Below are 26143 nucleotides of genomic sequence, written 5' to 3' on the forward strand. Positions count from 1 at the left end.
TTGTCTGAATCCGTTTGGAAGCAGTGTGCTAGCTGTTTGCAGGATGAATTGCCCGCACAGCAGTTCAATACCTGGATAAGGCCACTGCGTGTCAATCCGGCGAGTTCCGCGGGCGAATTGCGGCTGTTGGCCCCCAACCGCTTTGTGCTCGACTGGGTGGCGGATAAGTTTCTCAACCGCATTCGCGAGCTGTTACAGGAATTTTCTGGTGGTCAACCGATCCAGGTGGTATTGGAGATTACAGAAAGGCGCCCGGCGCGTTTTCAGCGTACCCGCGTGGCCGCGCGCCAGTCGGCTGCGACTGCTCAGCCGGCGCCCGCAAGGGGATTTTCCGCCGCACGGGTAGCGCCCCATCCGGCAGTGCAGGAGGAGGGGAGCGCGGAGCAAATCACCAGTGGAGAGCTGGCGTTGACCGACCTGCGCGGGGGGGGCGCTCAACGGCCGGGCGCCGAACCCGTGCGCAATGTAGAAGTGGAAGGCGCGATCAAGCACGGCAGCTCTTTAAACCGCAATTTCACCTTTAAATCCTTTGTTGAGGGCAAGTCCAATCAGTTGGGCTTGGCGGCGGCACAACAAATTGCCGACAACCCTGGCGGCGCCTATAACCCGCTCTTTATTTACGGAGGTGTTGGCCTCGGCAAGACCCACCTGATGCACGCGGTGGGCAATGCGCTGGTGGAGCGCAATCCCAATGCCAAGGTGGTCTATTTGCATTCGGAGCGTTTTGTTGCGGACATGGTCAAGGCGCTGCAATTAAACGCGATCAGTGACTTTAAGCGGTATTACCGCTCGGTAGACGCACTGTTAATTGACGATATCCAGTTTTTTGCCGGTAAAGAGCGCTCCCAGGAAGAGTTTTTCCACACGTTCAACGCATTGCTCGAGGGTGGGCAGCAGATCATCCTCACCTGTGATCGTTACCCCAAGGAAATTGACGGCTTGGAGGAGCGATTGAAGTCCCGCTTTGGCTGGGGGTTGACGGTAGCGGTGGAGCCACCAGAGCTGGAGACCCGAGTGGCCATTTTAATGAAGAAGGCGGAGCAGGTGGGTGTGGACCTGCCCCATGATTCCGCTTTCTTTATCGCCCAGCGCATACGTTCCAATGTGCGTGAGCTGGAAGGGGCACTGCGGCGGGTGATTGCCAACGCCCAATTTACCGGCCGACCTATCGATGACCTGTTGGTACGGGAGGCGTTGAAAGATCTGCTAGCGCTGCAGGACAGGCTGGTAAGCGTAGATAATATTCAGCGGGTGGTGGCTGAGTACTACAAGATTAAGGTGTCGGATCTGCTCTCCAAGCGTCGCAGCCGCTCGGTGGCGCGGCCACGCCAGGTGGCGATGTCCCTGGCCAAGGAGCTGACGAATCACAGTCTGCCGGAGATCGGCGATGCCTTTGGGGGGCGGGATCACACCACAGTGCTGCACGCTTGCCGCAAGATTCGCGAGTTGCAGGAGACGGACGCGGATATCCGCGAGGACGTTAAGTTGCTGACCCGCTCGTTGACAACCTGATTCAATGACTGACGATAACCGATAAATCCAAGCAAGGCGAAATTACCGATGAAATTCAATGTGAGCCGGGACGCCCTATTAAAACCGCTACAACTGGTCGCCGGCGTTGTGGAGAAGCGCCAGACGTTGCCGGTGCTGGCTAATGTATTGATTCAGCTGCAGGGGCAGGAACTGTCGCTGACCGGTACCGATCTGGAAGTGGAAATCGTCGGCCGCCTGCCGGTGGACGGAGTGGAAATGGAAGGGGAGGTGACCGTACCGGCGCGCAAGTTGTTGGATATCTGCCGGTCGCTGCCCGATGGCGCCGAACTTAAATTTGAGCGCGATGGCGAGCGCCTGGTGCTGCGCAGTGGCCGCAGCCGTTTTCTGCTTTCCACACTTCCCGCAGCGGATTTCCCCAATCAGGACGAGACCAGTGCCCAGACCCGTTTTGCGATTTCACAGCGGGAAATACGCCGTTTGATCGAGGCTACCAGCTTCGCCATGGCGCAGCAGGATGTGCGCTACTACCTGAACGGTCTGCTGTTGGAGTGTCGCCCACAGCAGCTGCGCGCTGTGGCCACCGACGGGCACAGGCTGGCGCTCTGTGACCGCGATGCACCGGGACTGAATGTCGATGCACCCATTCAGGCGATTGTGCCGCGCAAGGGGGTGTTGGAGCTGGGGCGCCTGCTGGAGGATACCGATGCACAGGCGGAAGTCGTGCTCGGAAGCAATCATATCCGCGTTGTCAGCGGTCAGTTCACCTTCACATCCAAACTTGTGGATGGGAAGTTCCCGGACTATGAACGTGTGCTGCCGCGTGCGGCGGGCAATGAAATCTATGCTGATCGTCAGGCATTGCGCCAAGCTTTCTCGCGCGCCGCTATTCTTTCCAACGAGAAATATCGCGGTGTGCGCCTGCAGGTGTCTGAGGGGCTGCTGCAGATAGTGGCCAATAACCCGGAGCAGGAAGAAGCTGAGGAGCAGTTGGTGGTGGATTACGTTGGCGAACCGCTGGAGATCGGTTTCAACGTTTCCTACCTGCTGGATGTGACTGCCGCGATCCATAGTGAAAAGATCCGCATTGGCCTCGCAGACGCCAACAGCAGTGCCTTGATACAGCAGCCCGAAGAGGGGGATTCCCTCTACGTGGTTATGCCAATGCGGCTCTGATTGTCAGCAGTGCCCGTTTCCTTAACAGCGCTTCTCATCACCGCCATATCTCCGGATATGGCGGTCTTTTTATGGGAGTTTCATCCGGCTCCTGCCACTTTGTTCTGTAAACGGTATGCTAGCCGTGGCTTTGAATCGTCTTCAGCTGAGCAACTTCCGCAATATCACTTTCGCTGAACTGTCTCTGGTACAGGGGGTGAATCTTTTCTGCGGTCCCAACGGCAGCGGAAAGACGTCTCTGCTCGAAGCGGTACATATGCTCTCTACCGGTCGCTCGTTTCGCTCCAGAAAACACAAGGCTGTGATTCAGGAGGGTGCACTTGGCTTGACCGTTTTCGGCCGGCTTTCAGGTGGCGATAGCCTTGGGGTAGAGCGGCTCGCAGATGGTGGGGGGCGCATACGGATCAATCGCGCACCTGCGTCCTCCAGTTCACAGCTGGCTAGCTGCCTTCCGTTGCAGGTGATTAACAGCGACAGTTTTTCGGCGCTCGATGGTGGTCCCGGTGTGCGCCGGCGTTTGTTGGACTGGGCAGTGTTCCACGTGGAACATTCCTTTGCCGAGGCGTGGAAAAACTATCAAATCGCACTGAGTCAGCGAAATGCGTTGCTCCGCCGTGGTAAAATTGTGCCGGATTTACTTTCGGTATGGGAACGCAGACTGGCGGAGAGTGGAGAGCATGTCGACGCGTTGCGTCAAAGGCTTTTCGCTGGACTTAATGCTGCCTTAACGGCCTTGCTTAAGTCGTTGCCCGATTCCCCGTTATCGCGGATTGAGATGTCCTATCGGCGCGGCTGGCGCAAAGAGGTTTCCCTGATTCAGGCACTCGAAGAATCGCGCCAGGGGGATCTGGCACAGGGCAATACGCGGGTGGGGCCGCATCGGGCTGATCTCAGGTTTTCTGCCTCTGGCGAAGCCGCCCACCAGATTCTATCCCGTGGCCAGCAGAAAATGCTGGTCTGCGCCTTGCGTACCGCGATGGCTGAGCTTGTCTGTCGTCACCGGGAAAAGCCTGTGTTCCTGGTGGATGACCTGCCGTCGGAATTGGATGAGTTGAATCAATTACAGTTCGCCCGTTGGGTTAGCCGCTGTGCCAGCCAAGTGTTGGTTACCGGAATTGAGGTGGAGGCGACCAGTCGCCCCTGGCTTGCGTTATCCCCACCCTGGAACAGCCCCAAAGTGTTCCACGTGGAACATGGGCATATCAGTGCCGAGTCTTCGGCCGCGACATAAGTTTGATGGAGTGAGTAAATGTCAGAGCAGCAAAGCTATGACTCCAGCAGTATCAAGGTATTGAAAGGGCTGGATGCCGTGCGCAAACGCCCGGGTATGTATATCGGCGATACGGATGACGGCACCGGCCTGCACCACATGGTGTTTGAGGTGGTGGACAACTCCATCGACGAGGCGTTGGCAGGGCACTGTGATGAAATCCGAGTGATCATTCACCCGGACCAGTCAGTATCCGTGGCGGACAACGGGCGTGGCATTCCCACCGAAATCCACCCGGAAGAGGGGGTGTCTGCAGCGGAAGTGATCATGACTGTGCTGCATGCCGGCGGAAAGTTCGACGATAACACTTACAAGGTCTCCGGTGGTCTACACGGCGTGGGCGTATCCGTGGTGAATGCGCTGTCGGAAGAGCTAAAGCTGACCATCCGTCGCGGTGGAAAGGTCCACGAGCAGGTATACCGCCACGGCGTTCCCGAAGCGCCCCTGGCTGTCGTTGGTGAAACAGACACCACCGGCACCACAGTGCATTTCAAGCCTTCGCCGGAAACCTTCTCAAATATTGAATTTCACTTCGATGTACTGGCCAAGCGGCTGCGGGAGCTCTCTTTCCTCAACTCTGGTGTGCGCATAGTGCTGAAGGATGAGCGCAGCGGCAAAGAGGAGATCTATGAATACGAAGGCGGCCTGAAAGCGTTCGTTGAGTTCCTGAACCAGAACAAAACGCCAATTAACAAGGTACTGCACTTCCAAAGTCAGCGCGAAGATGGCATTGGCGTGGAAGTGGCGCTGCAGTGGAATGACAGTTTTCAAGAAAATATCTACTGCTATACAAACAATATTCCGCAGCGGGATGGCGGCACACACCTGGCAGGTTTCCGCGCTGCTTTGACCCGCGGTCTGAACAACTACATCGAAAAAGAAGGTTTGGGTAAAAAGGATAAGGTCAGCACCACTGGTGACGATGCCCGCGAGGGATTGACGGCGATTATTTCCGTCAAGGTTCCAGACCCAAAATTCTCTTCGCAGACCAAAGACAAACTGGTTTCCTCCGAGGTGAAGCCTGCGGTAGAGCAGGAAATGGGGCGGCATTTCAACGATTACCTGCTGGAAAACCCCCAGGATGCCAAGTCGGTTGTAACCAAAATGATCGACGCCGCCAAAGCGCGTGAAGCGGCGCGCAAAGCGCGTGAAATGACCCGCCGCAAAGGGGCGCTGGATATCGCCGGTTTGCCCGGTAAATTGGCGGATTGCCAGGAAAAGGACCCGGCTAAGTCAGAGCTGTATCTGGTGGAGGGTGATTCCGCCGGTGGCTCCGCCAAACAGGGGCGCGACCGCCGCACTCAAGCCATATTGCCTTTGAAGGGCAAAATATTGAATGTGGAGAAGGCGCGTTTCGACAAAATGCTGTCGAGCGCCGAAGTCGGCACTCTGATTACCGCACTGGGCTGCGGTATCGGCAAAAGCGAGTTCGACCCGGACAAGCTGCGTTACCACTACATCATCATCATGACCGATGCCGACGTGGACGGCGCCCATATTCGTACTCTGCTGCTCACTTTCTTCTTCCGCCAAATGCCGGAACTGATTGAGCGCGGCCACGTCTACATCGCTCAGCCGCCCTTGTACAAAATCAGCAAAGGCAAGCAGGAACAGTACCTAAAGGATGAGGCGGCACTGACCCAGTTTCTCACCAATGCTGCCCTTGAAGGTGCCAGTCTGTTCGTCAACCCGGACGCTCCGCCGCTTTCCGGTGAGGGGCTGGAGGCCTTGGTAGGTGAATACCGCGCAGTTTTGGCGACGATTGACCGCCTGTCACGCCTCTACCCCGAAGAGGTGATGCGCAGCATGATTTACCTGCCCAGCCTGGCTCAGAATGACCTGGAATCCCGGGAAAAAATGGAAGCTTGGTGTGAGCAGTTGCGGGAGCGCCTGGCCGAGGAAGGTAATGGCGGTGGTCGCCGCCACGAGGTCACACTGAAGGAAAACACGGAACGCGGCCTTCATTTGCCCCATGTCCGCGTAATCGCCCACGGAGTCGGTACCGATTATCCCTTCGGGCATGAATTTTTCGATTCCGCTGAATACCGCTCGATCTGTACCTTGGGCGAGAAGCTTCAGGACCTGTTGGAAGAGGGGGCCTATGTCCGCCGTGGTGAGAAGCAACAGCCGGTGACAAGCTTCCCCGAAGCCCTGGAGTGGCTGATGAATGAAAGCCGCCGCGGCTACGGTATACAGCGCTACAAGGGCCTTGGTGAAATGAACCCCGATCAGCTGTGGGAAACCACCATGAACCCTGAGAGCCGCCGCATGCTGCAGGTAACGGTGGAAGACGCCATCGCCGCGGACCAGATCTTCACCACGCTGATGGGCGACCAGGTGGAACCGCGCCGGGAGTTTATCGAGAGCAATGCGCTGGCAGTGGAAAACCTGGATGTATAAGGGCTTGGGTTAACCGGAATAGGGGTTCCAAGCTGCATTCAGCAAGAACAAAAAAGGCCGCTCTATGAGCGGCCTTTTTATAATCGGATAGGACACATCACTTTTCCAGCAACAGCCCGCACTCCCGGTGCTCTTCGCCTTTGGTGGGGTCGAAGTAAACATCGTTGTCCGGCAGGTCGTGCTGATAGACGTACTCTTCGACGTCTATTTCCTTCAAGTGGAACATGGGCGCCACGCGGATGGTACCGTGGCTGCCGGTGGTGAAGATATTCAGGCTCTTCCGGTGCGCGTTTTGATCGTGGCGAATGCCGTTCATCCACACATCTGGTTTCAATTCCTCCATGGCCCGATTGAAGGGTTCCAGTTTGACGGTGCGGGAGAAGAAATCGTGCGCCGGCGTATCCAGCGGGGGAATTTCTCCGTAAACCGCTTTGTAGTGCGCGGCAGACACCTTCGGGGTATAGGTGAAGAGATTGAGATTGAATTCTTTCACCAAGCGATCGATATGGCGGTAGGTCTCCGGCGTGTTATAGCCGTGATCCACCCAGATTACCGGGATATCCGGTTTAGCCTGAGTGACCAAGTGCAGGAATGCCACCGCCAGCGGGCGGAAATTGGTGAAGACGACCGGATTCTCCGCGTGCTCAATGGTGAAGCGCATAATTTCACTGGGCTTGGCACCCTGAAATTGTTGATTCAGCGCCTCCAGGTCCGCACCGTGATGGAAGGTGCGCTGGGGATAGGCGCGGACGGCATTGCTGCTGGCGTTACCCATAAAAAACTCGAAACTGGTGTTCTATCAGGAGGTTGGCATGCTAACGCTTGCGGCAACTAGAGAGAAACAATAAAAAGAAGTGAATCCATAAGATTCAGTTATAAGGAATCAAGGCAACTTATTTACGCTGCTTTCAGTTTTGGTCGGTAGCGCATCAAGATCTCTGCCTGACCACTAACGGCGCAGGGCTGCCTGCCGGTTTCCTTAAAATCCTGCTGCTGCAGAAAGTAGCGCCCGTTCAGGTTTTCTTCCAACACTGTCATCAGCAGTTGCGGCCGTCCCCGCTTGGCGCAGCGCATCAGTTCACTACCGGCGCCCCGCTTTGTGAACGCTGGGCTAACACAGAGATACTCCAGTTGGTCGGTTCCTGTAATCAGTGCGAACCCCTCCGCAGTTTGCTTTCCATTTGCCGTATAGACCAAACAGAGGTCAGCGGTTTGCAGACAGTGGCCAAAATTGCTCAGTTTGCCCTGCCAAACCTGTTGTGGAATAGAGGGGTGCGCATCGACCAGAGTGCGAAGCCAGAGCGCTTGCAGACGTTGGAAGTCCGAGGGAACCGCAGGTCGGATCATACCAGCACCGTAAGTAAATACTTGCAAACAATCCTAGTCAGGGAACCCGGCAGCTCCTAGTCGGCCAATATAGGTTGCGTTATGCACCGCGTTTGCCGAGGTGGACAAATTGCGCTTTTAAGTAGCTGGTCTCGGGAATCGCCGGGTGCACAGGATGGTCCGCGCCCTGGCCCCCGCTGGCGAGCAGCGCCGCCGGGCGCCCCAGTTGGTGCGCGGCTCCCCGTACACAGTCGACCAGCTCATCCGCTTTTAAATGCATCGAGCAGGAAGCGCTCACTAATAGGCCATCTGCGGCCAGCAGGCGCATTGCCAGTTGGTTGATATGCCGGTAGGCGGCCAGCCCAGATTTGTGGTCCTTGCGCCTTTTGATAAAGGCGGGCGGATCCAGTACCACCACATCGAATTGCTCCCCCTCGGCCACCATGGCTTTCAGGACCTCCAGCGCCTTGCCGCGCACTGTGTGTAAACGCCCCTCCACGCCATTGTGAGCGGCATTTTCCTGGCACCACTGCAGTGCCTGTTCCGATGCGTCCACACAGGTGACATGGTCGGCCCCGTTGGCCAGTGCCTGTACGCCCCAGCCACCGGCGTAGGAGAAGAGGTCCAGTACGCGCCTGCCCTTGATCCACTGGTTCAGCCGCGCGCGGTTGTCCCGATGATCGTAAAACCAGCCGGTTTTCTGTCCCCTGTGCACCGGCGCCAGCAGTGCGACGCCGTTTTCGGAAAACGGCACCATTTCCGGCACTTCTCCGTAGACCACTTCGTTCACCAGTGGCATTTGCTCCGGGCTGCGGCCCTGGTGGTCGTTGCGCAGCAAGATACCGCGCGGATTCAGCAGAGATGCGAGGGCGTCCACCACCTGCGGCAATAGCTTTTCCATGCCCCAGTTGCTCACCTGTACCACAAGGTGATCGCCAAAGCGGTCCGCCACCAGCCCTGGCAACCAGTCCGAATCACCGTATACCAGGCGGTAATTGGGGGCGTTAAAGTAGCGCTGCCGCAGTCTCAATGAAGAATGTAAGCGCTCACTTAATAGGGCGGCATCCAGTTCTTTGTCGCGGGAGACAAGGCGGCCGCAGATCAGTTGACTGGGATTTACAAAGGCGGTGCCGAGCGAATTACCCCGGCTGTCCAGCACCCGGCACTGGCTGCCGGGCTCAATACCCTTGAGGGACGACCGCTTGGTGTCCACTTCGTTGCTGTAGATCCATAGATGGCCGCGTTTCAGGCGGCGCTCCGCACCGCGGTTTAATATCAGATCCGCCAATGTATTCTCCATAGATAGTGGCCGAGGGCGGCATTGTGCGCCTCAACGCGGGCAGGTCAAGCAAACATTTTCCGGCAAAAGCGCACAGCGGCAGGGGCAGAGCAGAGCTCCGGTCGCTATGCAAGCGGGCCCGGCACCGTTAGAATTGCCCGCTTTTTAAACAAACCCAAATAAGTGCTCGGGAGCCAAAATGACCAGCAACACCCCGAAAGTCGGCTTCGTATCCCTCGGCTGCCCCAAGGCAACCGTGGATTCCGAACGCATTCTGACGCAGCTGCGTATGGAGGGCTATCAGCTGGTGCCCAGCTACGAGGCCGCCGACGTGGTGGTGGTCAATACTTGTGGCTTTATCGATAGCGCCAAGGCCGAGTCCCTGGATGCGATTGGCGAAGCCATCGCCGAAAACGGTAAGGTCATTGTCACCGGTTGTATGGGCGTCGAAGAAGAAAATATTCGCCAAGTCCACCCGAGTGTACTTGCGGTAACCGGCCCACAGCAGTACGAACAGGTGGTCAATGCAGTTCACGAGGTTGTGCCCCCGCAACAAGAACACGATCCGTTCGTTGATTTGGTGCCGCCTCAGGGTATCAAGCTGACCCCCCGCCACTACGCTTATCTGAAAATCTCCGAAGGTTGTAACCACAATTGCAGCTTCTGCATTATTCCCAGTATGCGCGGCAAGCTGGTCAGCCGTCCGGTGGGCGAGGTGCTGGGAGAAGCGGAGCGACTGGTGAAAGCCGGCGTGCAAGAGCTGCTGGTGATTTCCCAGGACACCAGCGCCTACGGCGTAGATCTGAAGTACAAACTGGACTTCTGGGATGGGCGCCCGGTGAAAACCCGCATGTTGGAGCTGTGCGAGGCACTGTCATCTCTGGGTGTATGGGTACGCCTTCACTACGTATATCCATACCCCAATGTCGATGATGTGATACCGCTGATGGCGGAGGGCAAACTGCTGCCCTATCTGGATATTCCCTTCCAGCATGCCAGTCCCAAAATTTTGAAGGCGATGAAACGCCCGGCCTTCGAAGACAAAACCCTGGCGCGTATCAAAAAGTGGCGTGAGATATGTCCGGACCTGACCATCCGCTCCACCTTTATCGTCGGCTTCCCTGGGGAGACGGAAGAGGACTTCCAGTATCTGCTCGACTGGTTGAGTGAGGCACAGCTCGATCGCGTCGGTTGCTTCCAGTACTCGCCGGTTGACGGCGCTCCGGCAAACGCGTTGGAGGGAGCGGTACCGGAGGAAGTGAAACAAGAGCGTTGGGAGCGATTTATGGCGCACCAGCGGGAAATCAGTGCGGCGCGTCTGCAGCGGAAGATCGGCAGCGAAATCGAAGTGTTGATCGATGAGGTGGATGAAGAGGGGGCGATTGGCCGCTCCTGGGCGGACGCGCCGGAAATTGACGGCGCCGTCTACTTAAACGGCGAGACACACCTCACACCGGGCGAGAAGGTTCGTGCGCGTGTGACCCACGCAGATGAATACGATCTTTGGGCCGAGTCGCTCTCCTGATCCGGCCCGTTTGTTTGGGCACCTCCACGCGAGCGCGGGGTGCCCTGAAAATCACTGGGTATTGATCATCACTTCCGTCTCGGCAAAGGTTTGTTCCCCATCACCGTGGCGGAGTAATCCCAGTGCACGGCCACCGGGCGCCAGCCCCATCCAATCGAGAGACACACTGCTACGTCTGCCGACGTCTGCCGCGGTGGGTGCGCTCAAAAGCGCATTGCCAGCGTCGCCCTTCAGGTTGAAATTGAACAGCGTGTAGGGTGTTGGACCGGCGGCGGAGGCGTAATCGACCACGAATGCCGCGTACTGTCCCGGCTCCGGATTGCGCAGCGTCACCGTTTCTGCGGAAGTTGGCGTGCCACTGCTGCCTACCAGCGGGAAGTCGGGTGCCGGACCGTAGACTTGCAGATCCAGGTCGTCGGAACCGTCCCCGGCACCTACATCCGCATCAAACAAAGCTATTCGGGACAGCTCCGTGCCTTCGGGTATCTCGAAGAAAATCAGGTCGTTGTCACCATCCTCTACAGCGCCGGGATAGGCGATACCTTCGGCCAAGCCGCTGATCTGTACTTGGTAATTGCCGCTGTAACCGAACTGTACATCGAAACTGAGTGAGCCCTCACTTCCGTTACCAATGACAGATTCTGGCGCGGTGATGGGCACCGGACGCAGGGCGATGGGGCTGCGCACTTGATAGCGGTTACCCAGGGAATGCCAGGTGAGGGAGCCGAAGGTCCACTCGCCGAGGCTGGCGGCATCGGTGGCGGTAAAAGTCACCCGATAAGTGGCACTCTCGCCCCGCTTGAGGCGCAATACCCGGGGCTGGACGTGGACATTGACCCCCTCGGGCGCGTCCACGGAAACCCAATACCACTGGCGTCCCGGTGCCACACTGGTGACCCTGCGGGTAATTGTCTGGCTGCCGGCAAGCTCCGCGACACCAATGGAAGCAAGGTTTAGGTCACTGGAGTCTGTGGAGTATCCAAGGTCTTCCAGTTCGCTGCAGGTGGTGCCATCCACCAATTGGGGCTGCTTTTCAGCGCCACAGAGAAAGGCGAAGTAATCCGGCAGACCCGCGTCGTATACCAGGCCGGGAGTAAAGGCGTCGGACGGACTGATGGCACCGCTGCCTATATCGAATGGATCCGCCGCTTCGGAACCAAAGGATTTGCGCAGGCCACTGCGCGCGGTGGTCATCAAAGCCGATTTTGCCATGGCCGGCGTCCAGTCCGGGTGTACCTGCTTCAGCAGTGCCATTACCCCCGCCACGTGGGGGCTGGCCATGGAAGTACCGTTCATGGCGGCGAACAAATTGCCGCCGCTGGAAACCGGGGAGGTTCCGGCGATGATGCCGACCCCGGGTGCGGCCACATCCGGTTTGATAATATCCGGGGCGCCGCCATTGGCACCGCGCGAGGAGAATCCGGCAATGCGGTCGACCCGCGATACCTGGATCTCCGGGCTGAGGGTACCGGCGCTGTCGCTGCTGGCGGCGATCAGCGCACCGTCCGAGTGGCGAATCATAATGCCGGGAATGGTGGTATCTGGGGCCGACATGACGATGGGATCCATGCGATCGGGCCCGGTGCCGTCGTTGTACACGACGATGGCGCGGGCACCGGCGGCGGCAGCGTTATTGTACTTGTCGGTAAAGGCACAGCCGCCGCGGATTACCAACGCGATCTGCCCGTCGATGGCGTCACTGTTAGTCAGTGGCCCACAGGCATCCTGGGGTTCGGTAGTCACTACATTGGCGGAAATAGCGCCAACGTCGGCCAGGGAAACCGGGCCGCCGCCCTCCAGCCCTTCATAGGTTGCGGCGATGTCTGCCGGCGCGTCCAGCCGCAGTCCGGTGCCGAAACTCTGATCGTCTTCCATGGCGGCCACCGCGGTTACCCAGGGCACTCCGGATGGTGTACCGACGGTCTCGGAATCCGGACCCCGATTGCCGGCGGATACGGATACAAACACACCCGCATCGGCGGCGTATAAAAAGGCGATGTCGTCGGGGCCATTGAAGGTGGTACTGCTGCCCCCGACAGAGAAGTTGATGACATCCACGCCGTCGGCTACCGCCTGATCGATAGCGGCCATGGAGTCGGAGGAGAAGCAGCCGCTGTCGTCGGGATTGGGCGCATCCCAGCACACCTTGTACACGGCGATACGAGCGCGGGGGGCCATACCACTGAGGATGCCGCCGGTGGGACCTTCGACACCGTAGTTGCCGCCGGCGGTAGTGGCGGTGTGGGTGCCGTGGCCGCCGGCATCCCGAGCGGAGAGAAACTCATAGTCCGCCAGTGTATTCACCGTCAGGAAAGCGTCGGAAAATGACTCCGCTTTAATCAGCTTGCGGTTGCACTCGAAGGGGGCGTCCGCCGGGTTGAATTCCGAATTGCCGAAATCGCAGCCTTCACCGACAAAGTGATCCGGCACTGGCCCGTAGGGGACCGCGCGGCCACGGTTGCCGCGCCGCGGTGTGGGCGTATCCGCCAGGCTCGGATGTTCTGGGTGGACGCCGCTGTCGATTACGCCGATCACGATATCCTCGCCGGTGACGCCCCAGAGCCAGGGCCCGAAGAAGCCGGTGAGACCGAGGAAATCCCGCGTTGAATCCGTCTGGGGTTTGAGCAGTTTATCCTCCCAGACACCGAGCACATCCTTGCGTGCCCGCAGCGCTTCGGCGTCTTTGCTGCTCATCAGAGCAGCGAACCCGTTAAAGGCCACCTGATATTCGTGTACCTTGCGCGCCCCCGGCACAGAGGCCAGTACCGTATCGCGCCGAGCGCGGAGGAAGTCGGCGTAATGGCGGTACTGGCTGCTTTGGGGGTTCAGTTTTGCATTGGCGTTTGGTTTGGTAGCCGCCAGTCCGGGAATGTGGCCTTCGTAGGCCACCAGTGGCTTATCCGCCAACTGGACGATGTATACCTTGTGGTCCCGGCGGATATCCGGCTTCAACGTCTTTGGATCTGTTTCTGCCATACTGCCGAAAGACAGCAGTATGCCGGCAAGCAGCAGTGAACTTCTTATTATCTTCATTTTTTGATGTCCCTTCGTGATTGATTTTTTCAGGACAGGAAGCGATTGAAAGGCGGGACTTTCCGCCGCTCTCCCGGGCAGGGAATGGCGGTACTGCGGGTCAGATCCTTCAACCCTTCCTCCGCGGGTAATCCGCTACTGATGGTGCGCGAATTGGCGGATTGAAATTTCCTGAAACTTGCTTTTAAAGGAGGGAACGGCGCAATTCAATCGATTGGCGCGACAATTGTTTTATTGTGCTCCGGAGGGAGAAGTGCCGAGCAGGAATTGCGCGAACTGGGCCAAGTCGTCGAATACAGCGGTATCTGCCAGCCGCTCGTCGGGCTGCTGCAGGAGTTGTCGCAGCGTCCCCTCACCGGCCCCAGTTCTCACCAGTACGGGCCTGCAGCCTTTCGTGAGGGCCGTGTGTAAATCTTTAAGCTGGTCGCCGACCAGGTAACAGCCGTGCAGACTGGTGTCGAACTCCGCTTCTATCGCATCGAGCAATCCGGGTTCGGGCTTGCGGCAGCGACAGTTATCTTCGGGGCTGTGAGGGCAGTAGAAAATGGCTGCGATCTCGCCGCCGGCATCCTCCACCAGCGCGCGCATTTTTGCGTGCATCGCTTCCAGGTCGTCCAGGTCAAACAGGCCCAGTGCCAGGCCGCTCTGGTTGGTGGCAATCACCAGCTGGTGCCCTGCGCGGCTCAATTCGGCCATGGCTTCGATACTGCCGGGCAGAGGGGTCCACTCGTCAGCGGATTTGATGTGGGCATCGGAGTCATAGTTGATGACTCCATCCCTGTCCAGCACGATGATTGCCATGAAATTCTTTTTCGCTCTGTTGGAGAGAATACCGGGCCGCTATTTGTTCTTTAGCAGGTTGTTTTTATACAGGTCTTCGACTGGAAAAATCATCGTGTAATCGTCTCAATTCAGGTTTCCATCGACGATTTTAAAAGTTCGAAAGTTTGATTCGGACTTATATTTTTCGTAGTCGGGGTGCTCCATCGAAAAAATAAATGTCGCAAAATCGACAAGCTGCTTATGACCATCTGAAAACTCGATTTCCAGTATATGAGGTTTCACATGATGTGCGGCTTTAAGCGAAATTTCTGACATTTTTATTCGCTGTGTAAGAGCCCTTCGAACTCCCTGCGTTTTTAGAACCCAGGGAACCTCTGATGAATTCATCAGAGGTTCCCTGGATAACTATTCCTAATTACCGAGACGTAATTCAGGGTCGTAACATCCGTTGCTGTAAAACTTGGTACTTTCGTTCTGCAGCAAGTGATTTTTTTACTATTTCGCTGGTACCAACAGAGAGATGTCCGCCACTTCGAGGAAGAGAGATTGCAACTGTGCCAGTAATGCCAAGCGGTTGTTGCGCAGTGCTTCGTCGTCGGTCATTACCATTACGTGATCGAAGAAGTTGTCGACGGTTTCACGCAGTCCGGCGAGACCGGCCAAGCCCTCGGCGAACATTGCTGCTTTGTACAGCGGTTCCACTTCGGTGCGCGCCGTCTGCACCTCTGCGTAGAGGGCTTTTTCCGCGTCCTCTTGCAGCAGCTGCTCGTTCACTTCACTGGGAACAGATCCCTCGAATTTGGCGAGGATATTGGACACCCGTTTGTTAGCCGCGGCCAGTGCTTCTGCCTCTGGGAGTTGGCTGAAGGCATGTACCGCGTGCACGCGGTTATCGATATCCAGCGGGCGAGAAAGTTTGCGGGCGGCCACGGACATAAAGACTTCTGCGGCGATACCCTGATCTTCGTAGCGGGCGCGGAAGCGCTCGAGAACGTAAGTGAGCGTTTGCTCGACAACGGTGTTGTATTCGCCCAGTGCGGTGCGAGGGTATTGGTCGCGGGCCTGCTCCAGCAAATCACGCAAATCCAGGTCCAGCTTCTTTTCCACCAGCAGGCGGATCACACCCAAGCTGGCGCGGCGCAGCGCGAAGGGATCGCGGGAGCCGCTGGGCGGTTGCCCGATACCGAAAATACCCACCAGTGTATCGAGCCGGTCCGCCAGGGCAATCAGGGTACCCGTTTCGCTGCGCGGCAGCTCGTCGCCAGCGAACTTGGGCATGTACTGCTCGTACATGGCCTTGGCCACATCCAGCGGCTCGCCGTCATTTTCCGCGTAGTAGTAACCGGCAATACCCTGCAGGTCGGGGAACTCGAACACCATTTCGGTGACCAGATCGGATTTGCACAGCAGGCCGGCGCGCTCGGCGAGGTCAGCGTTGGCGCCGGTCTTTTCGGCGATGGCGCGAGCCAGCGCCGCAACCCGCTCCGTCTTGTCATAGACACTGCCCAAGTGCTGCTGGAAGACAATTTTCTTCAACTTCTCGCGGCGGGATTCGAGGCTGGTCTTTTTGTCGGTTTCGAAGAAGAAAGCGGCGTCAGCCAGGCGCGGGCGTATCACCCGCTCGTTGCCGTGAATCACCTGGGCCGGATCGCGGCTTTCGATATTGGATACGGTGATAAAGAAGGGCAGCAGCTGGCCGTCCTGATCCACCACGTGGAAGTATTTCTGGTGTTCTTTCATGGACGAGATCAGTGCCTCCGCAGGTACTTCCAGGAAGCGTTCCTCGAAGCGACCGGTGAGGGCGACGGGCCATTCCACCAGAGCGGTGACTTCGTCCAGTAGATCCTCATCGATGACAGCCACGCCGTTGACGTTGTTGGCTTCGGCCATCACCTGTTCGCGGATGATTTCGCGCCGCTCGGCGAAATCCACAACCACGTAACCGGGGTCGCGCAATTGCCGCACATAATCACTGGCGGACGCGACTTCAAGTTCGCGGTTGCAGTGGAAACGGTGGCCGCGGGTGGTGTTGCCGGCTTTGAGTCCCAGAACTTCGCAGTCCACCACTTGGTCGCCGAACAGCATCAGCAGCCAGTGCACTGGGCGCACGAATTCGGCCCGGCGCGCGCCCCAGCGCATGCGTTTGGGTATCGGCAGCTTGGCTAGTGCCTGGTTGACAATGTCCCCAAGCAGGGTCGCGGTGTCGGCACCTTTCTGCTCACTGACAAAGGCCAGTCGTTCGCCTTTATCGGTGTCGATACGGCTCAATTGCTCAACGCTTACCCCGTTGCTGCGCGCAAAGCCCTCGGCGGCTTTGCTGGGCTTGCCTTCTTTATCAAAAGCGGCGGCCACGGCAGGACCGAGTTTTTGTATCTGCTTGTCCCGTTGTTTTTCCGCCAGCTCGGAAACGGTCACCGCCAATCGTCGGGGTGCGGCGTAAGCTTTTACCGCGCCAAAATCCAGTTCGGCGGCTTTCAGCCCCTCGGTGACGCCTTCGGCAAAAGCGTCCATCAGCTTGCGCAGCGCTTTCGGCGGCAGCTCTTCCGTGCCCAGTTCTACCAAAAATTCCCGCGCCATTACTGCTTCTCCTCTTCTGCGACTTCTTCCGCCAGTATTTCTTTGCGAAGCGCCTCCGCGGCCAGCGGGAAACCGAGGGCCTTGCGTGCGTCGTAGTATGCCTGGGCCACTGACCGGGCCAGGGTGCGCACGCGCAGAATGTAGCGCTGGCGTTCGGTAACAGAGATAGCCTGGCGGGCATCCAGCAAATTGAACGCGTGGGAGGCTTTCATAACCTGTTCATAGGCCGGCAGCGGAAGGCCCTGCTCGATCAGGCGGCCGCTCTCACGCTCGCAGTGGTCGAAGGTGGCAAACAGGAACTCCACGTCTGCCTGCTCGAAGTTGTAGTGGGACATTTCCACCTCGTTCTGGTGGAAAACATCGCCGTAACTGACCGGGCTGCCGTCGGGGCTGCGGGTCCACACCAGGTCGTAAATGGACTCCACGCCCTGCAGGTACATGGCGATGCGCTCCAGGCCGTAGGTGATCTCTCCGGTGACTGGGAAACATTCGAGGCCGCCCACCTGTTGGAAATAGGTGAACTGGGTCACCTCCATGCCGTTGAGCCACACTTCCCAGCCGAGTCCCCAGGCTCCCAGGGTGGGGGATTCCCAGTTGTCCTCGACAAAACGGATATCGTGCACGGCAGGGTCGATGCCCAGGGCGCGCAGGCTGTCCAGGTACAGCTCCTGGATATTGTCCGGGGAGGGCTTCATCACTACCTGGTACTGGTAGTAGTGCTGAAGCCGGTTGGGGTTTTCGCCGTAGCGGCCGTCGGTGGGACGCCGGCAGGGCTGCACATAGGCGGCGTTCCAGGTCTCGGGCCCCACCGCGCGCAGGAAGGTGGCCGGATGGAAGGTGCCGGCGCCCACTTCCATATCCAGAGGCTGTAGAATGACGCACCCTTGGCGCGCCCAGTAATCTTGCAGGGCAAATATTAAGCCCTGGAAGGTGCTGAGGTCGTATTGCTTGGACACCGCTATCTCCGGATCAGTAAGTGCTTGTGTTCGCTGACTGGGGGCAAAGGGACGCAATTATAGCGGCAGCAGGTTGCGCGCTGAAAGCGCTGCGGCTGCGCGGCGGGTAGCCGGTGGCCATACTGAACACGAGTCCGAATGGAGAAGTAGTCGCATTGGATATTAAGAGCCGCTTGGCGGTGGCTGCACTCAAACTGGTTGGCAGATTGCCGCTGCGCTGGTCGCGCCGGCTCGGCCGCCTGTTTGGCCGCCTGGCAATTCTCAGCCGCAGCGATAGTCTGCGCGTCAGCCGTATCAATCTGCAGCTGTGCTACCCGGCCATGGACCCCGACCAGAGGGAGCAGCTGGCGCGGAACAGTGTCCTGCATACAGCCATGACCGGGTTCGAGGTGGCGACAATCTGGCGTCAGCCATGGAGTCGTAGCGAAGACCATATAGTGCGGGTGCGCAATCAACAGTTGTTGTGTGATGGTGTGGAAGAGGGCCGCGGTGTCTTGGTACTCATGCCACACACCGGCAACTGGGAAATCTTCGGCATGTATCTGGCCACCCTCGGCCCTTCCACAGCCCTCTACGCACCACCGAAAATCGCCGCGCTGGACCCGATCATCCGCAGTGGGCGCGAGGCCACAGGTACCAACATGGTACCCACCAACGTGCACGGCGTACGCGCGCTGCTGAAGGCATTGAAGGCCGGCAATATCGTCATGGTATTACCGGACCAGGAGCCGGATATGGGCGGTGATTTCGCGCCCTTTTTCGGTAGGCCGGCACTTACTATGACGCTGGCTTACAACCTACTGCAACGCACCGGCTGCCGCTGCGTGTTTGGGTTTGGCAAGCGGGTTGAGGGTGGCTTCGAACTGGTGTTCCTGCCTGCGGAGCAGGCGATTTACAGCGATGAGCAGAAGGTGTCACTGGCGGCCATGAACCGCGGTGTTGAGGCCTGTATCGCCGAGGCACCGGAGCAGTATCAGTGGGAGTACAAGCGGTTCCGCAAGCAGCCGGAAGGCAAGAGTCGCATCTATCAGAAAAATCGGCGCTGACCGGAGTGCCCGCGGGCACTCCAGCCTTTTGAGGCACAATCACGCGCCGTTGCGGAATGCGACCACCACCGGTACCCGCGCGGCGCGCCAGGCGGGGAAGAAACCGCTGACGAAACCGATAAACAGGGCCAGAGCTGCGCCCTGCATAAACAGGTCCGGAGACACTTCGAAGCTGAACACCACCTGGGTAAAACTGCCGCCCAATGTGGAAGTGCTGAGGCCGTCGAAAAACAGAAAGGCAGCCAGAGAGCCCAGCAGACCGCCGGCCGCGGCAAGTACCAGCGCCTCGGCGACGGTACCGCAGAAGGCGGAAAAATTGCCGAAGCCGAGGGCGCGCAGGGTGGCGATTTCTTTCGCCCGGTCCGCCACCGATGTGTACATGGTGTTCAGCGCACCGGCGAGTGCCCCCAGAGCCATCACAAAGCTAATTACACGCCCGAAGATGGCCATATACCGCAACTGTTCCCCCTGATTGGCGAAATAGTCGCGCTCTGTCTGGATATCCAGATTCAGGCGCGGCTCCCGCTCTATGGTTTCCCGCAGCGGCGCGAGATCGCCGGGGGTTTGCAGTTGCACGCGGATCGTCTGGTAGCTGCTGCCGCGGTTGTAGTGGGCCTGGACCATCGCCGCATCTGCCCACAGCTCGCTTTCAAACACATTGCCGCCGGTGGAGAAAATACCGACCACTGTCCATACATTTTTTCCGAAGCGTACTTCCTTGCCGATCTCAAAGCCGTCAAATTCCCTCAGCACACCGGCACCGACGATCATCTCGTTGGTGCCCGGAGTGAACATGCGCCCCTCCAGCAGATGCATATTTTCCCGCATGGCCATGCCCTTGGCGTTCAGGCCGCGCAGTGGAATATTGGCTTCTGTGCCACTGGCTTTTTTGATGCCGTCAACGATGACATAGAGCTCCGGTGAAATGAGCGGGCCCTGTGCGTCGCGGGCGATACCTGCAGACTCGGCCACCAGATTGACCTGCTCGCGGGTGAGCACACTGTTCAACTCCGCCGCCGCGCCCTCGCGCATTAAAATCGCCACGCGGTCCGATCCGGCGCCTTCCATGGTTGCCTCGAATCCCTTGGCCATAGCCAGAAAGGCCATAAGTACCGCCACCACCACCGCCGAGGCTAGCACCATTGCCAGGGACATCCACAAGCGACGCGGCAGGCTGCGGATATTCATTGCGGTCACGGTGACAATTTGTGAAAAAAGAGAGCCCATTTCTTTACCCCCTGTTAAATGCCGTGACGATATTCAGGCGCAGTGCATTGAGCGCTGGGAGCAGGCCGGTGACAATCCCCAGCAACAACATATAGCCGACCGCTTGAATAACAATTTTGCCGTCCATGATCAGATTCGGCAGGAACTGGCCCATGGTGGATTTGATGCCTTCGAGCAGAAAGTAAGCCATCGCCAGACCGGAGAGGCCGCCGAGCAGAGCGATGAGGAGGGATTCCGACAACACCATGCGGAATATTCTCGGGCTGGAAAATCCCAGTGTCTTGAGAACCGCGATCTCGCCAGTGCGTTCGCGAATGGACAGTGCCATGGTATTGCCCACTACTACGAGAATGGTGAAAAATGCCATAAATACCACGCCGAATATAATCAGCCCGATATTGCCGATCTGTTCAATAAATGCCTTACTGAACGCTTTTTCGGTGCTTGTATCTGTCTCGTAAGGTGAGTTGGCAAACATGGCATCAATAGTTTTCGCCACCTGCTCATTCAAAGAAGCATCTTCCGTGGTCAGTGTCAGCCAGCCTATGGTGTCGCCACCGAAAGTGGCTGTCTCCTGAAAGTATTTGTAGTGGAATACCGCCATGCGAGTGTCCGCTTGCGCATCGGCATTGTGAAATATCCCCTCGACAACGAAATCCCAGGTTTGACCGCCGTCTCTGTGGGAAAAAATATTGGAGGAGATGGGCACCCGGTCGCCGATTTTCCAACCATACATTTCCGCAAGCTTCTGCCCCACCAATATACCCTGGCGGTTGCGCAGCCAAGCCTCGCGTTGTTCCGGTGGCACCAGTTGATCCGAATAGACGTCGAGATAGGATTCCGGTTCCACGGCCATCACACTGATGATATTTGCCGGCTCCTGATAGTAGCCGCCGAACCAGTTGAGGTGTGTTACATCCCGCACCCCTTCGACGGCAGCGACTTTGTGGAAGTAACTTTCCGGTAAGGGGACTGTGAAATTGATGCGGTTAAATACGACCAGGCGATTGTCTGCGGACATTTCCACACCCGCATCCAATGCGCTTTTAAAAGTAATTATGGTGCCGAAAATCAGAAACGCGATAAAGATGGAAAAGCAGGTAAGAAAAAGCCGCAGCGGCTTCCTCGTCATGTTTTTGTAAATTAAATAGAAATCACTCATGCCACCAATTCCCTTTGTACGAATTTGCCTTTGTCCAGATGGAGTGTCTGCTTGGCGTATTTGGCGGCGGCGGGGTCGTGAGTGACCATGACGATGGTTTTTCCGTGCTCACGATTCAATAGCTGCAGCATCTCCAGAACCTCGTCGGCGGTGGTGCGATCCAGGTCTCCGGTGGGTTCGTCGCACAGCAATAATTGGGGGTCAGAAACAATAGCGCGGGCGATAGCCACCCGCTGTTGCTGTCCGCCGGACATTTCACCGGGCATATGCTTGGCGCGGTCGGAAAGACCCACAAGCGCCAATGCGGTCTCCACATGTTTTTTGCGCTGGGCCCTCGACAGTTTTGTCAGTAGCAGGGGCAGTTCCACATTGCGCGCAGCGTTCAGCATCGGCATCAGGTTGTAGAACTGAAAAATAAAGCCGATGTTGCGGGCGCGCCAGCGGGTCAGGGCGCCTTCGCTGAGATTGTCCACCCGCGCGCCGTCGAACCAGATTTCGCCGGCACTGGGCTGGTCAACTCCACCGAGCATATTCAACAAGGTGGTTTTGCCGGAACCCGAAGGGCCCATAATGGCGATGAAATCACCCCGGTTGATGGTCAGATCGAGATCTTCAAATATAGTGATTTTTTCTTTACCTTTGACGAAACACTTGCTGACACCATTTAACTGGAACAATACATCCTGTGGCATTGACTGGCACCTCGGCTATTTATTGAATTTTCATTTCGTATAAGTATTTCCCGCTAGAGAAGCACTGATTAATACTCGCGAAATCTGTGGTGAGATTCTCATCTGACCTCAATGTGTATCTGCCGCATTGTGCAGCATCTTAATCAGAGGTTTCCCAGTGATTCGCCGGTACTCAGAAAAGCCACTTTTACCCCCATATCAGGCAGAATTCGTGCATCCTTTCCGTCTATGCCGATGCGCACGCGCACTGTGGCCTTGGCGCGATCGGCGGTGGGAATGATCGCGGCGACGGTAGCGGGAATATCCCAGTCCGGATAGGCATCCAGATTGGCGATAACTTTCTGCCCCGGCGATACCCTGCCAATAAAGGCCTCGTTTACATCTACTTCGATTTCCAGGGAGTTCATATCCACAATGGTGCAAATACCGGTACGGGTGAAGCCGCCGCCAGCGGAACTGGGCGCGACGATTTCACCGGGTTGAGCATTCTTTTGTGTAACAACCCCTGAAAAGGGTGCGCGAATCGTGTGGTCTTCTAGGTGCTCTCTCTGGCGTTCCACCTCGATTTTGGCCACTTCTATATCGGCGCGCGCGCTGGCCAGGTCCGCCTGAAGACTCGCCACGGTGGCCTCGCTCCGGGTCAGTTCGGCCTGGCTGGAATAGTCCTTGTCGCGCAGACCGGCATAGCGGATGCGCTGGCGTCGCGCCTCTTCCAGGTTGGCGATAATGCTGGCCTGGCGCGCCTGAAGCACCTTCACCTGGGCCTGGGCAAAGGCCAGATTCACCTTGGCCTTACTGTCGTCCAGACGGGCCAGCACCTGGCCCTCGGTCACATACATTCCTTCCTCTACATCCACACTCGAGATCAGACCCATCACTTCGGAGGACACGGTGGCAATGCGGCGCGCTGTGATATAGCCGGAAGCGTTGAGGACTGTCTCCCGTTCCCGGATGGCTGGGGGAGCAATTTCGTGCGCAGTGTTTTTTTTTACTGCGGCTGCGATGGCTGGCTGTGGTGCCTTCCCCTCTCCTTGTATTACCGATACCGCCAGAGCGCCCAGCAGCAGGCCGCCGAGCGCACCGACAGCGGCGGCAATCGCGCGCTGTCGTGCGGGCAAGGCAGTTTCGGAAGGCGCGTCCCGGTCAATACTCAGTTGACCGAGCAACTCGCGAGTGTTTTTGCTCATTAATGCTTTGCTTATTATTAGTGATTTCTAGCCGAGCTTTACTGTGGCAGATATTTAAATTTTTTACCACAGAAGCAGCGTACCACTTGCGCTGAGTGGAGAGGATCAGTGGCGCCAGAACGCTGGGGTGAGCAGTACCAGAAGAGTAAAGATTTCCAGTCGCCCCATCAGCATCGCCAGAATCAGAAACCACTTGGCCACTTCATTCACTGATCCGTAATGACTGGCCGCTTCCCCCAGGGCGGGGCCGATATTGCTGAGACAAGAAGCAACGGTAGAAAACGAGGTGACGAAGTCTTCACCGGTGGCCATAACGATAATTGTCAGTACAAAGAAAGAGAGAATATAAACGGCGAAGAAACCCCACACGGCGTCGGTGACCCGCTCGGGCACCAGTTTACGGTTTACCTTGATCGGTACCACCGCATTGGAGTGCACCAAACGGTTCAGTTCCCGCAGGCCGGATTTCATGATCAGCATGACCCGCACCGCCTTGATGCCTCCGGAGGTAGAGCCGGCGCAGGCGCCCATAATACCGAGCAACAATAAAAAATAGGGAAGGAAGGCGGGCCAGGCGGTAAAATTTTCCGACGCGAAACCAGCGGTGGTGCCGATGGAGACCACCTGGAAAAATCCGTGCAGAAAACTGCTGCCCGGAGAGAACATCCCCAAGAACCAGAGATAGCAGCTGATTAGCAGCCCGGCGGAGACAGTGAGAGTCGCATAAAAGCGGAATTCCGAGTCGCGCCAGTAGTGCGTCAGGCTTCGGTTGCGGAAGGCGAAGAAGTGCAGGCCAAAGTTGATCGCGGCGGTGAACATGAACAGGATGCAGATGGTCATGATCGCGTGGTTGTTGGCGTAGAACCCCATGCTGTCGTCGTGGGTCGAAAAGCCGCCGTTGGCCACGGTGGAAAAAGCGTGGGCCACCGCGTCGAATACCGTCATGCCCGCCCACCAGTAGCCCAGGCCACACAGTAACGTCAGGGTGATGTAAATAACGAACAGTGCACGGGCTGTCTCGGCGATGCGCGGGGTCAGCTTGGTGTCTTTCACTGGGCCTGGGATTTCCGCCTTGTACAACTGCATGCCGCCGATGCCCAGCATGGGTAGAATGGCCAGGGCGATCACGATCACGCCGATACCGCCGAACCACTGCAATTGCTGGCGGTAATAGAGAATGGCCGGTGGCAGGTTGTCCAAGCCGGTAATGACAGTGGCGCCGGTGGTCGTCAGTCCGGAGATGGATTCGAAAATGGAGTCCGTGATCCCCAGAGCCGGCTGCGGGCTGATGATTAGGGGCAGGGCACCGAAACTGCCCAGTACCAGCCAGAAGAGGGAGGTCACCACAAAGCCGTCGCGGGTGCGCAGTTCCTGGTGCAGATCGTGTACCGGCAGCCACAAAAACAGACCGGTGATCAGCGTAATCACAAAAGCGGCGCCGAAGGCCGTATGGGTGCCGTCGTCGTACCAGAGAGACACGGCAATTGGCGGCAACAGCGTCAGGCTGAATACCGTCAGAAGGATTCCGAAAACTCGCGTTATTACCGCTATCCGCATCGGCGCTATTCAGCCTGTTGTCTGTCCTGAAAACGGGTAGATCGTCTTTTTCCGCCCGCATCCGCAGTTAAAAGAAACTGAAGCCCACCTGGAATAATTGTTCCACATGGCGTGTTTGTCGGCGGTCCACCAAAAAGACAATGACGTGGTCATTCGTCTCCACCACTACGTCGTCGTGGGCGATCAGCACTTCGCTGCCCTGTTCCGTTTCCCGCACTATGGCGCCGATTGAGGCGCCCTCGGGCAAGTCGATATCCTCGATCTTTCTGCCCACCACCTTGGAGGTACGTTTGTCGCCATGGGCGATGACCTCTATTGCCTCGGCAGCGCCGCGGCGCAGCGAGTGCACGTTGACCATGTCGCCGCGGCGGACATGGGTGAGCAGGCTGCCAATAGTGTTTTGCTGCGGCGATATGGCGATATCGATTTCCCCTCCCTGCACCAAGTCGACGTAGGCGCGGTTATTGATCAGGGTCATCACCTTGCGCGCCCCCAGGCGTTTGGCCAGCAGAGAGGACATGATGTTGGCCTCGTCGTCGTTGGTTACCGCAAGGAAAACATCCGTGTCTTCAATGTTTTCTTCCAGCAGCAGATCCTGGTCCGAGGCGCTGCCGTTCAGCACGATGGTATGGGAGAGTTCCTCTGACAGAAAAACGCACCGCTCGTGGCTCTGCTCAATGATTTTTACCGCGTAGCGGTTTTCCAGTTTGTGCGCCAAGCGCAGGCCGATATTGCCTCCTCCGGCGATGGTGACGCGTTTATAGCCGTGTTCCAGGCGGCGCAGTTCGCTCATGACTGCGCGGATATTGGCGCGCGCGGCGATAAAGAACACCTCGTCGCCGGCTTCGATCACTGTGTCGCCCTGGGGAATGATCGGGGTGTTGCGGCGGTAGATGGCGGCCACGCGGGTGTCCACCTTGGGCATATGCTCGCGCAGGTAGCGCAACTGGCGGCCCACCAGCGGACCGCCTTTTACCGCTCGTACCGCCACCAGTTGCACCCGGCCATCGGCGAAATCCAGCACTTGCAGTGCGCCCGGGTGCTCAATCAGGCGCGCGACATACTCGGACACTAGGTGCTCCGGGCTGATCAAGACATCGATGGGAATAGACTGGGTGTCGAACAGCTGGGGGTGCTGCAGGTAGGCGCCGGCGCGCACCCGGGCGATCTTGGTGGGCACCCGGAACAGGGAGTGGGCGATCTGGCAGGCGACCATGTTGGTTTCGTCGTTGTTGGTTACCGCCACCAGAATGTCGGCGTCTTCTATCCCCGCCTCCAGCAGAATATTCGGGTGGGCGGCATGGCCGATCACGACGCCGATATCCAGGCGGTCGCGCAACTCCCGCAGGGTTTTCTCGTCGCTGTCCACCAGCACTATATCGTTGCGCTCGGAGGCGAGGCTTTCTGCCAGTGAGCCGCCCACTTGGCCGGCGCCGAGAATGATAATTTTCATAGA

At 57.8% G+C, this 26143-nt stretch carries 20 protein-coding genes; 6 read left to right on the forward strand and 14 right to left on the reverse strand.

Annotated features, from left to right (window positions below):
* The 4 genes from dnaA to gyrB all read left to right on the forward strand — a co-directional run bounded on the left by dnaA (window position 1) and on the right by gyrB (window position 6337).
* Window positions 1-1512, forward strand: coding sequence for a chromosomal replication initiator protein DnaA (gene dnaA / locus A3224_RS00005; protein WP_067149794.1), 1512 nt, complete (start codon window positions 1-3; stop codon window positions 1510-1512).
* Between the two features lie 48 nt (window positions 1513-1560).
* Window positions 1561-2667: a DNA polymerase III subunit beta gene (dnaN, locus tag A3224_RS00010; RefSeq protein WP_067149798.1), complete on the forward strand. Its 1107-nt coding sequence runs from the start codon at window positions 1561-1563 to the stop codon at window positions 2665-2667.
* 124 nt (window positions 2668-2791) lie between these two features.
* Window positions 2792-3898 carry a DNA replication/repair protein RecF gene (gene recF / locus A3224_RS00015; protein WP_067157159.1) on the forward strand — a complete coding sequence of 369 codons (1107 nt, stop codon included), beginning with the start codon at window positions 2792-2794 and terminating at the stop codon, window positions 3896-3898.
* Window positions 3899-3916: 18 nt separating this feature from the next.
* Window positions 3917-6337, forward strand: a complete 2421-nt coding sequence (gene gyrB, locus A3224_RS00020) for a DNA topoisomerase (ATP-hydrolyzing) subunit B (protein ID WP_067149801.1) — start codon at window positions 3917-3919, stop codon at window positions 6335-6337.
* Between the two features lie 97 nt (window positions 6338-6434).
* Here gyrB and A3224_RS00025 read toward each other — a convergent pair whose 3' ends face one another.
* The 3 genes from A3224_RS00025 to A3224_RS00035 form a co-directional block, all read right to left on the reverse strand.
* Complete coding sequence (locus tag A3224_RS00025; RefSeq protein ID WP_067149804.1) at window positions 6435-7112, reverse strand: phosphoadenosine phosphosulfate reductase domain-containing protein; 678 nt, start codon at window positions 7110-7112, stop codon at window positions 6435-6437.
* Between the two features lie 122 nt (window positions 7113-7234).
* Window positions 7235-7684, reverse strand: a complete 450-nt coding sequence (locus A3224_RS00030) for a GNAT family protein (protein WP_074901838.1) — start codon at window positions 7682-7684, stop codon at window positions 7235-7237.
* Window positions 7685-7763: 79 nt separating this feature from the next.
* On the reverse strand, window positions 7764-8951 hold the full coding sequence (locus tag A3224_RS00035) for a class I SAM-dependent rRNA methyltransferase (protein ID WP_082817578.1): 1188 nt from the start codon (window positions 8949-8951) through the stop codon (window positions 7764-7766).
* Between the two features lie 190 nt (window positions 8952-9141).
* Between A3224_RS00035 and rimO the strand changes: the two genes are divergently transcribed.
* A complete protein-coding gene (rimO, locus tag A3224_RS00040; RefSeq protein ID WP_067149813.1) occupies window positions 9142-10467 on the forward strand; it encodes a 30S ribosomal protein S12 methylthiotransferase RimO in 1326 nt (441 codons plus the stop codon).
* Between the two features lie 51 nt (window positions 10468-10518).
* Here the strand turns inward: rimO and A3224_RS00045 are convergent, their stop codons facing one another.
* From A3224_RS00045 to glyQ, 5 genes are all read right to left on the reverse strand, one after another.
* The gene (locus A3224_RS00045; protein WP_067149815.1) at window positions 10519-13500 is read right to left on the reverse strand and encodes a S8 family serine peptidase; all 2982 of its coding nucleotides are present in this window, start codon (window positions 13498-13500) and stop codon (window positions 10519-10521) included.
* 231 nt (window positions 13501-13731) lie between these two features.
* Window positions 13732-14301, reverse strand: a complete 570-nt coding sequence (gene gmhB / locus A3224_RS00050; RefSeq protein WP_067149817.1) for a D-glycero-beta-D-manno-heptose 1,7-bisphosphate 7-phosphatase — start codon at window positions 14299-14301, stop codon at window positions 13732-13734.
* Between the two features lie 105 nt (window positions 14302-14406).
* On the reverse strand, window positions 14407-14670 hold the full coding sequence (locus tag A3224_RS00055) for a DUF2442 domain-containing protein (RefSeq protein WP_197463016.1): 264 nt from the start codon (window positions 14668-14670) through the stop codon (window positions 14407-14409).
* 108 nt (window positions 14671-14778) lie between these two features.
* On the reverse strand, window positions 14779-16860 hold the full coding sequence (glyS, locus tag A3224_RS00060) for a glycine--tRNA ligase subunit beta (protein WP_067149821.1): 2082 nt from the start codon (window positions 16858-16860) through the stop codon (window positions 14779-14781).
* Window positions 16860-17816 (reverse strand): glycine--tRNA ligase subunit alpha, encoded by a 957-nt coding sequence (glyQ, locus tag A3224_RS00065; RefSeq protein WP_067149823.1) that lies wholly within the window; start codon window positions 17814-17816, stop codon window positions 16860-16862. Before glyQ ends, glyS begins: the two co-directional genes overlap by 1 nt.
* A 155-nt stretch (window positions 17817-17971) precedes the next feature.
* On the opposite strand from glyQ, the gene A3224_RS00070 reads away from it, so the two are divergent.
* Window positions 17972-18862: a lysophospholipid acyltransferase family protein gene (locus A3224_RS00070; protein WP_067149826.1), complete on the forward strand. Its 891-nt coding sequence runs from the start codon at window positions 17972-17974 to the stop codon at window positions 18860-18862.
* 39 nt (window positions 18863-18901) lie between these two features.
* Here the strand turns inward: A3224_RS00070 and A3224_RS00075 are convergent, their stop codons facing one another.
* The 6 genes from A3224_RS00075 to trkA form a co-directional block, all read right to left on the reverse strand.
* Window positions 18902-20089, reverse strand: coding sequence for an ABC transporter permease (locus tag A3224_RS00075; protein WP_067149829.1), 1188 nt, complete (start codon window positions 20087-20089; stop codon window positions 18902-18904).
* Between the two features lie 4 nt (window positions 20090-20093).
* Window positions 20094-21251: an ABC transporter permease gene (locus tag A3224_RS00080; protein WP_067149832.1), complete on the reverse strand. Its 1158-nt coding sequence runs from the start codon at window positions 21249-21251 to the stop codon at window positions 20094-20096.
* Window positions 21248-21943: an ABC transporter ATP-binding protein gene (locus tag A3224_RS00085; protein ID WP_067149835.1), complete on the reverse strand. Its 696-nt coding sequence runs from the start codon at window positions 21941-21943 to the stop codon at window positions 21248-21250. Before A3224_RS00085 ends, A3224_RS00080 begins: the two co-directional genes overlap by 4 nt.
* Window positions 21944-22086: 143 nt before the next feature.
* Window positions 22087-23130, reverse strand: a complete 1044-nt coding sequence (locus tag A3224_RS00090; RefSeq protein WP_067149838.1) for an efflux RND transporter periplasmic adaptor subunit — start codon at window positions 23128-23130, stop codon at window positions 22087-22089.
* Window positions 23131-23235: 105 nt separating this feature from the next.
* On the reverse strand, window positions 23236-24687 hold the full coding sequence (locus A3224_RS00095; protein WP_067149841.1) for a TrkH family potassium uptake protein: 1452 nt from the start codon (window positions 24685-24687) through the stop codon (window positions 23236-23238).
* A gap of 67 nt (window positions 24688-24754) precedes the next feature.
* Window positions 24755-26140, reverse strand: coding sequence for a Trk system potassium transporter TrkA (gene trkA / locus A3224_RS00100; RefSeq protein WP_067149844.1), 1386 nt, complete (start codon window positions 26138-26140; stop codon window positions 24755-24757).
* Between the last annotated feature and the right edge of the window lie 3 nt (window positions 26141-26143).

The organism is Microbulbifer thermotolerans (genome assembly GCF_001617625.1).
In the GTDB taxonomy this organism is placed as follows: Bacteria; Pseudomonadota; Gammaproteobacteria; order Pseudomonadales; family Cellvibrionaceae; genus Microbulbifer; species Microbulbifer thermotolerans.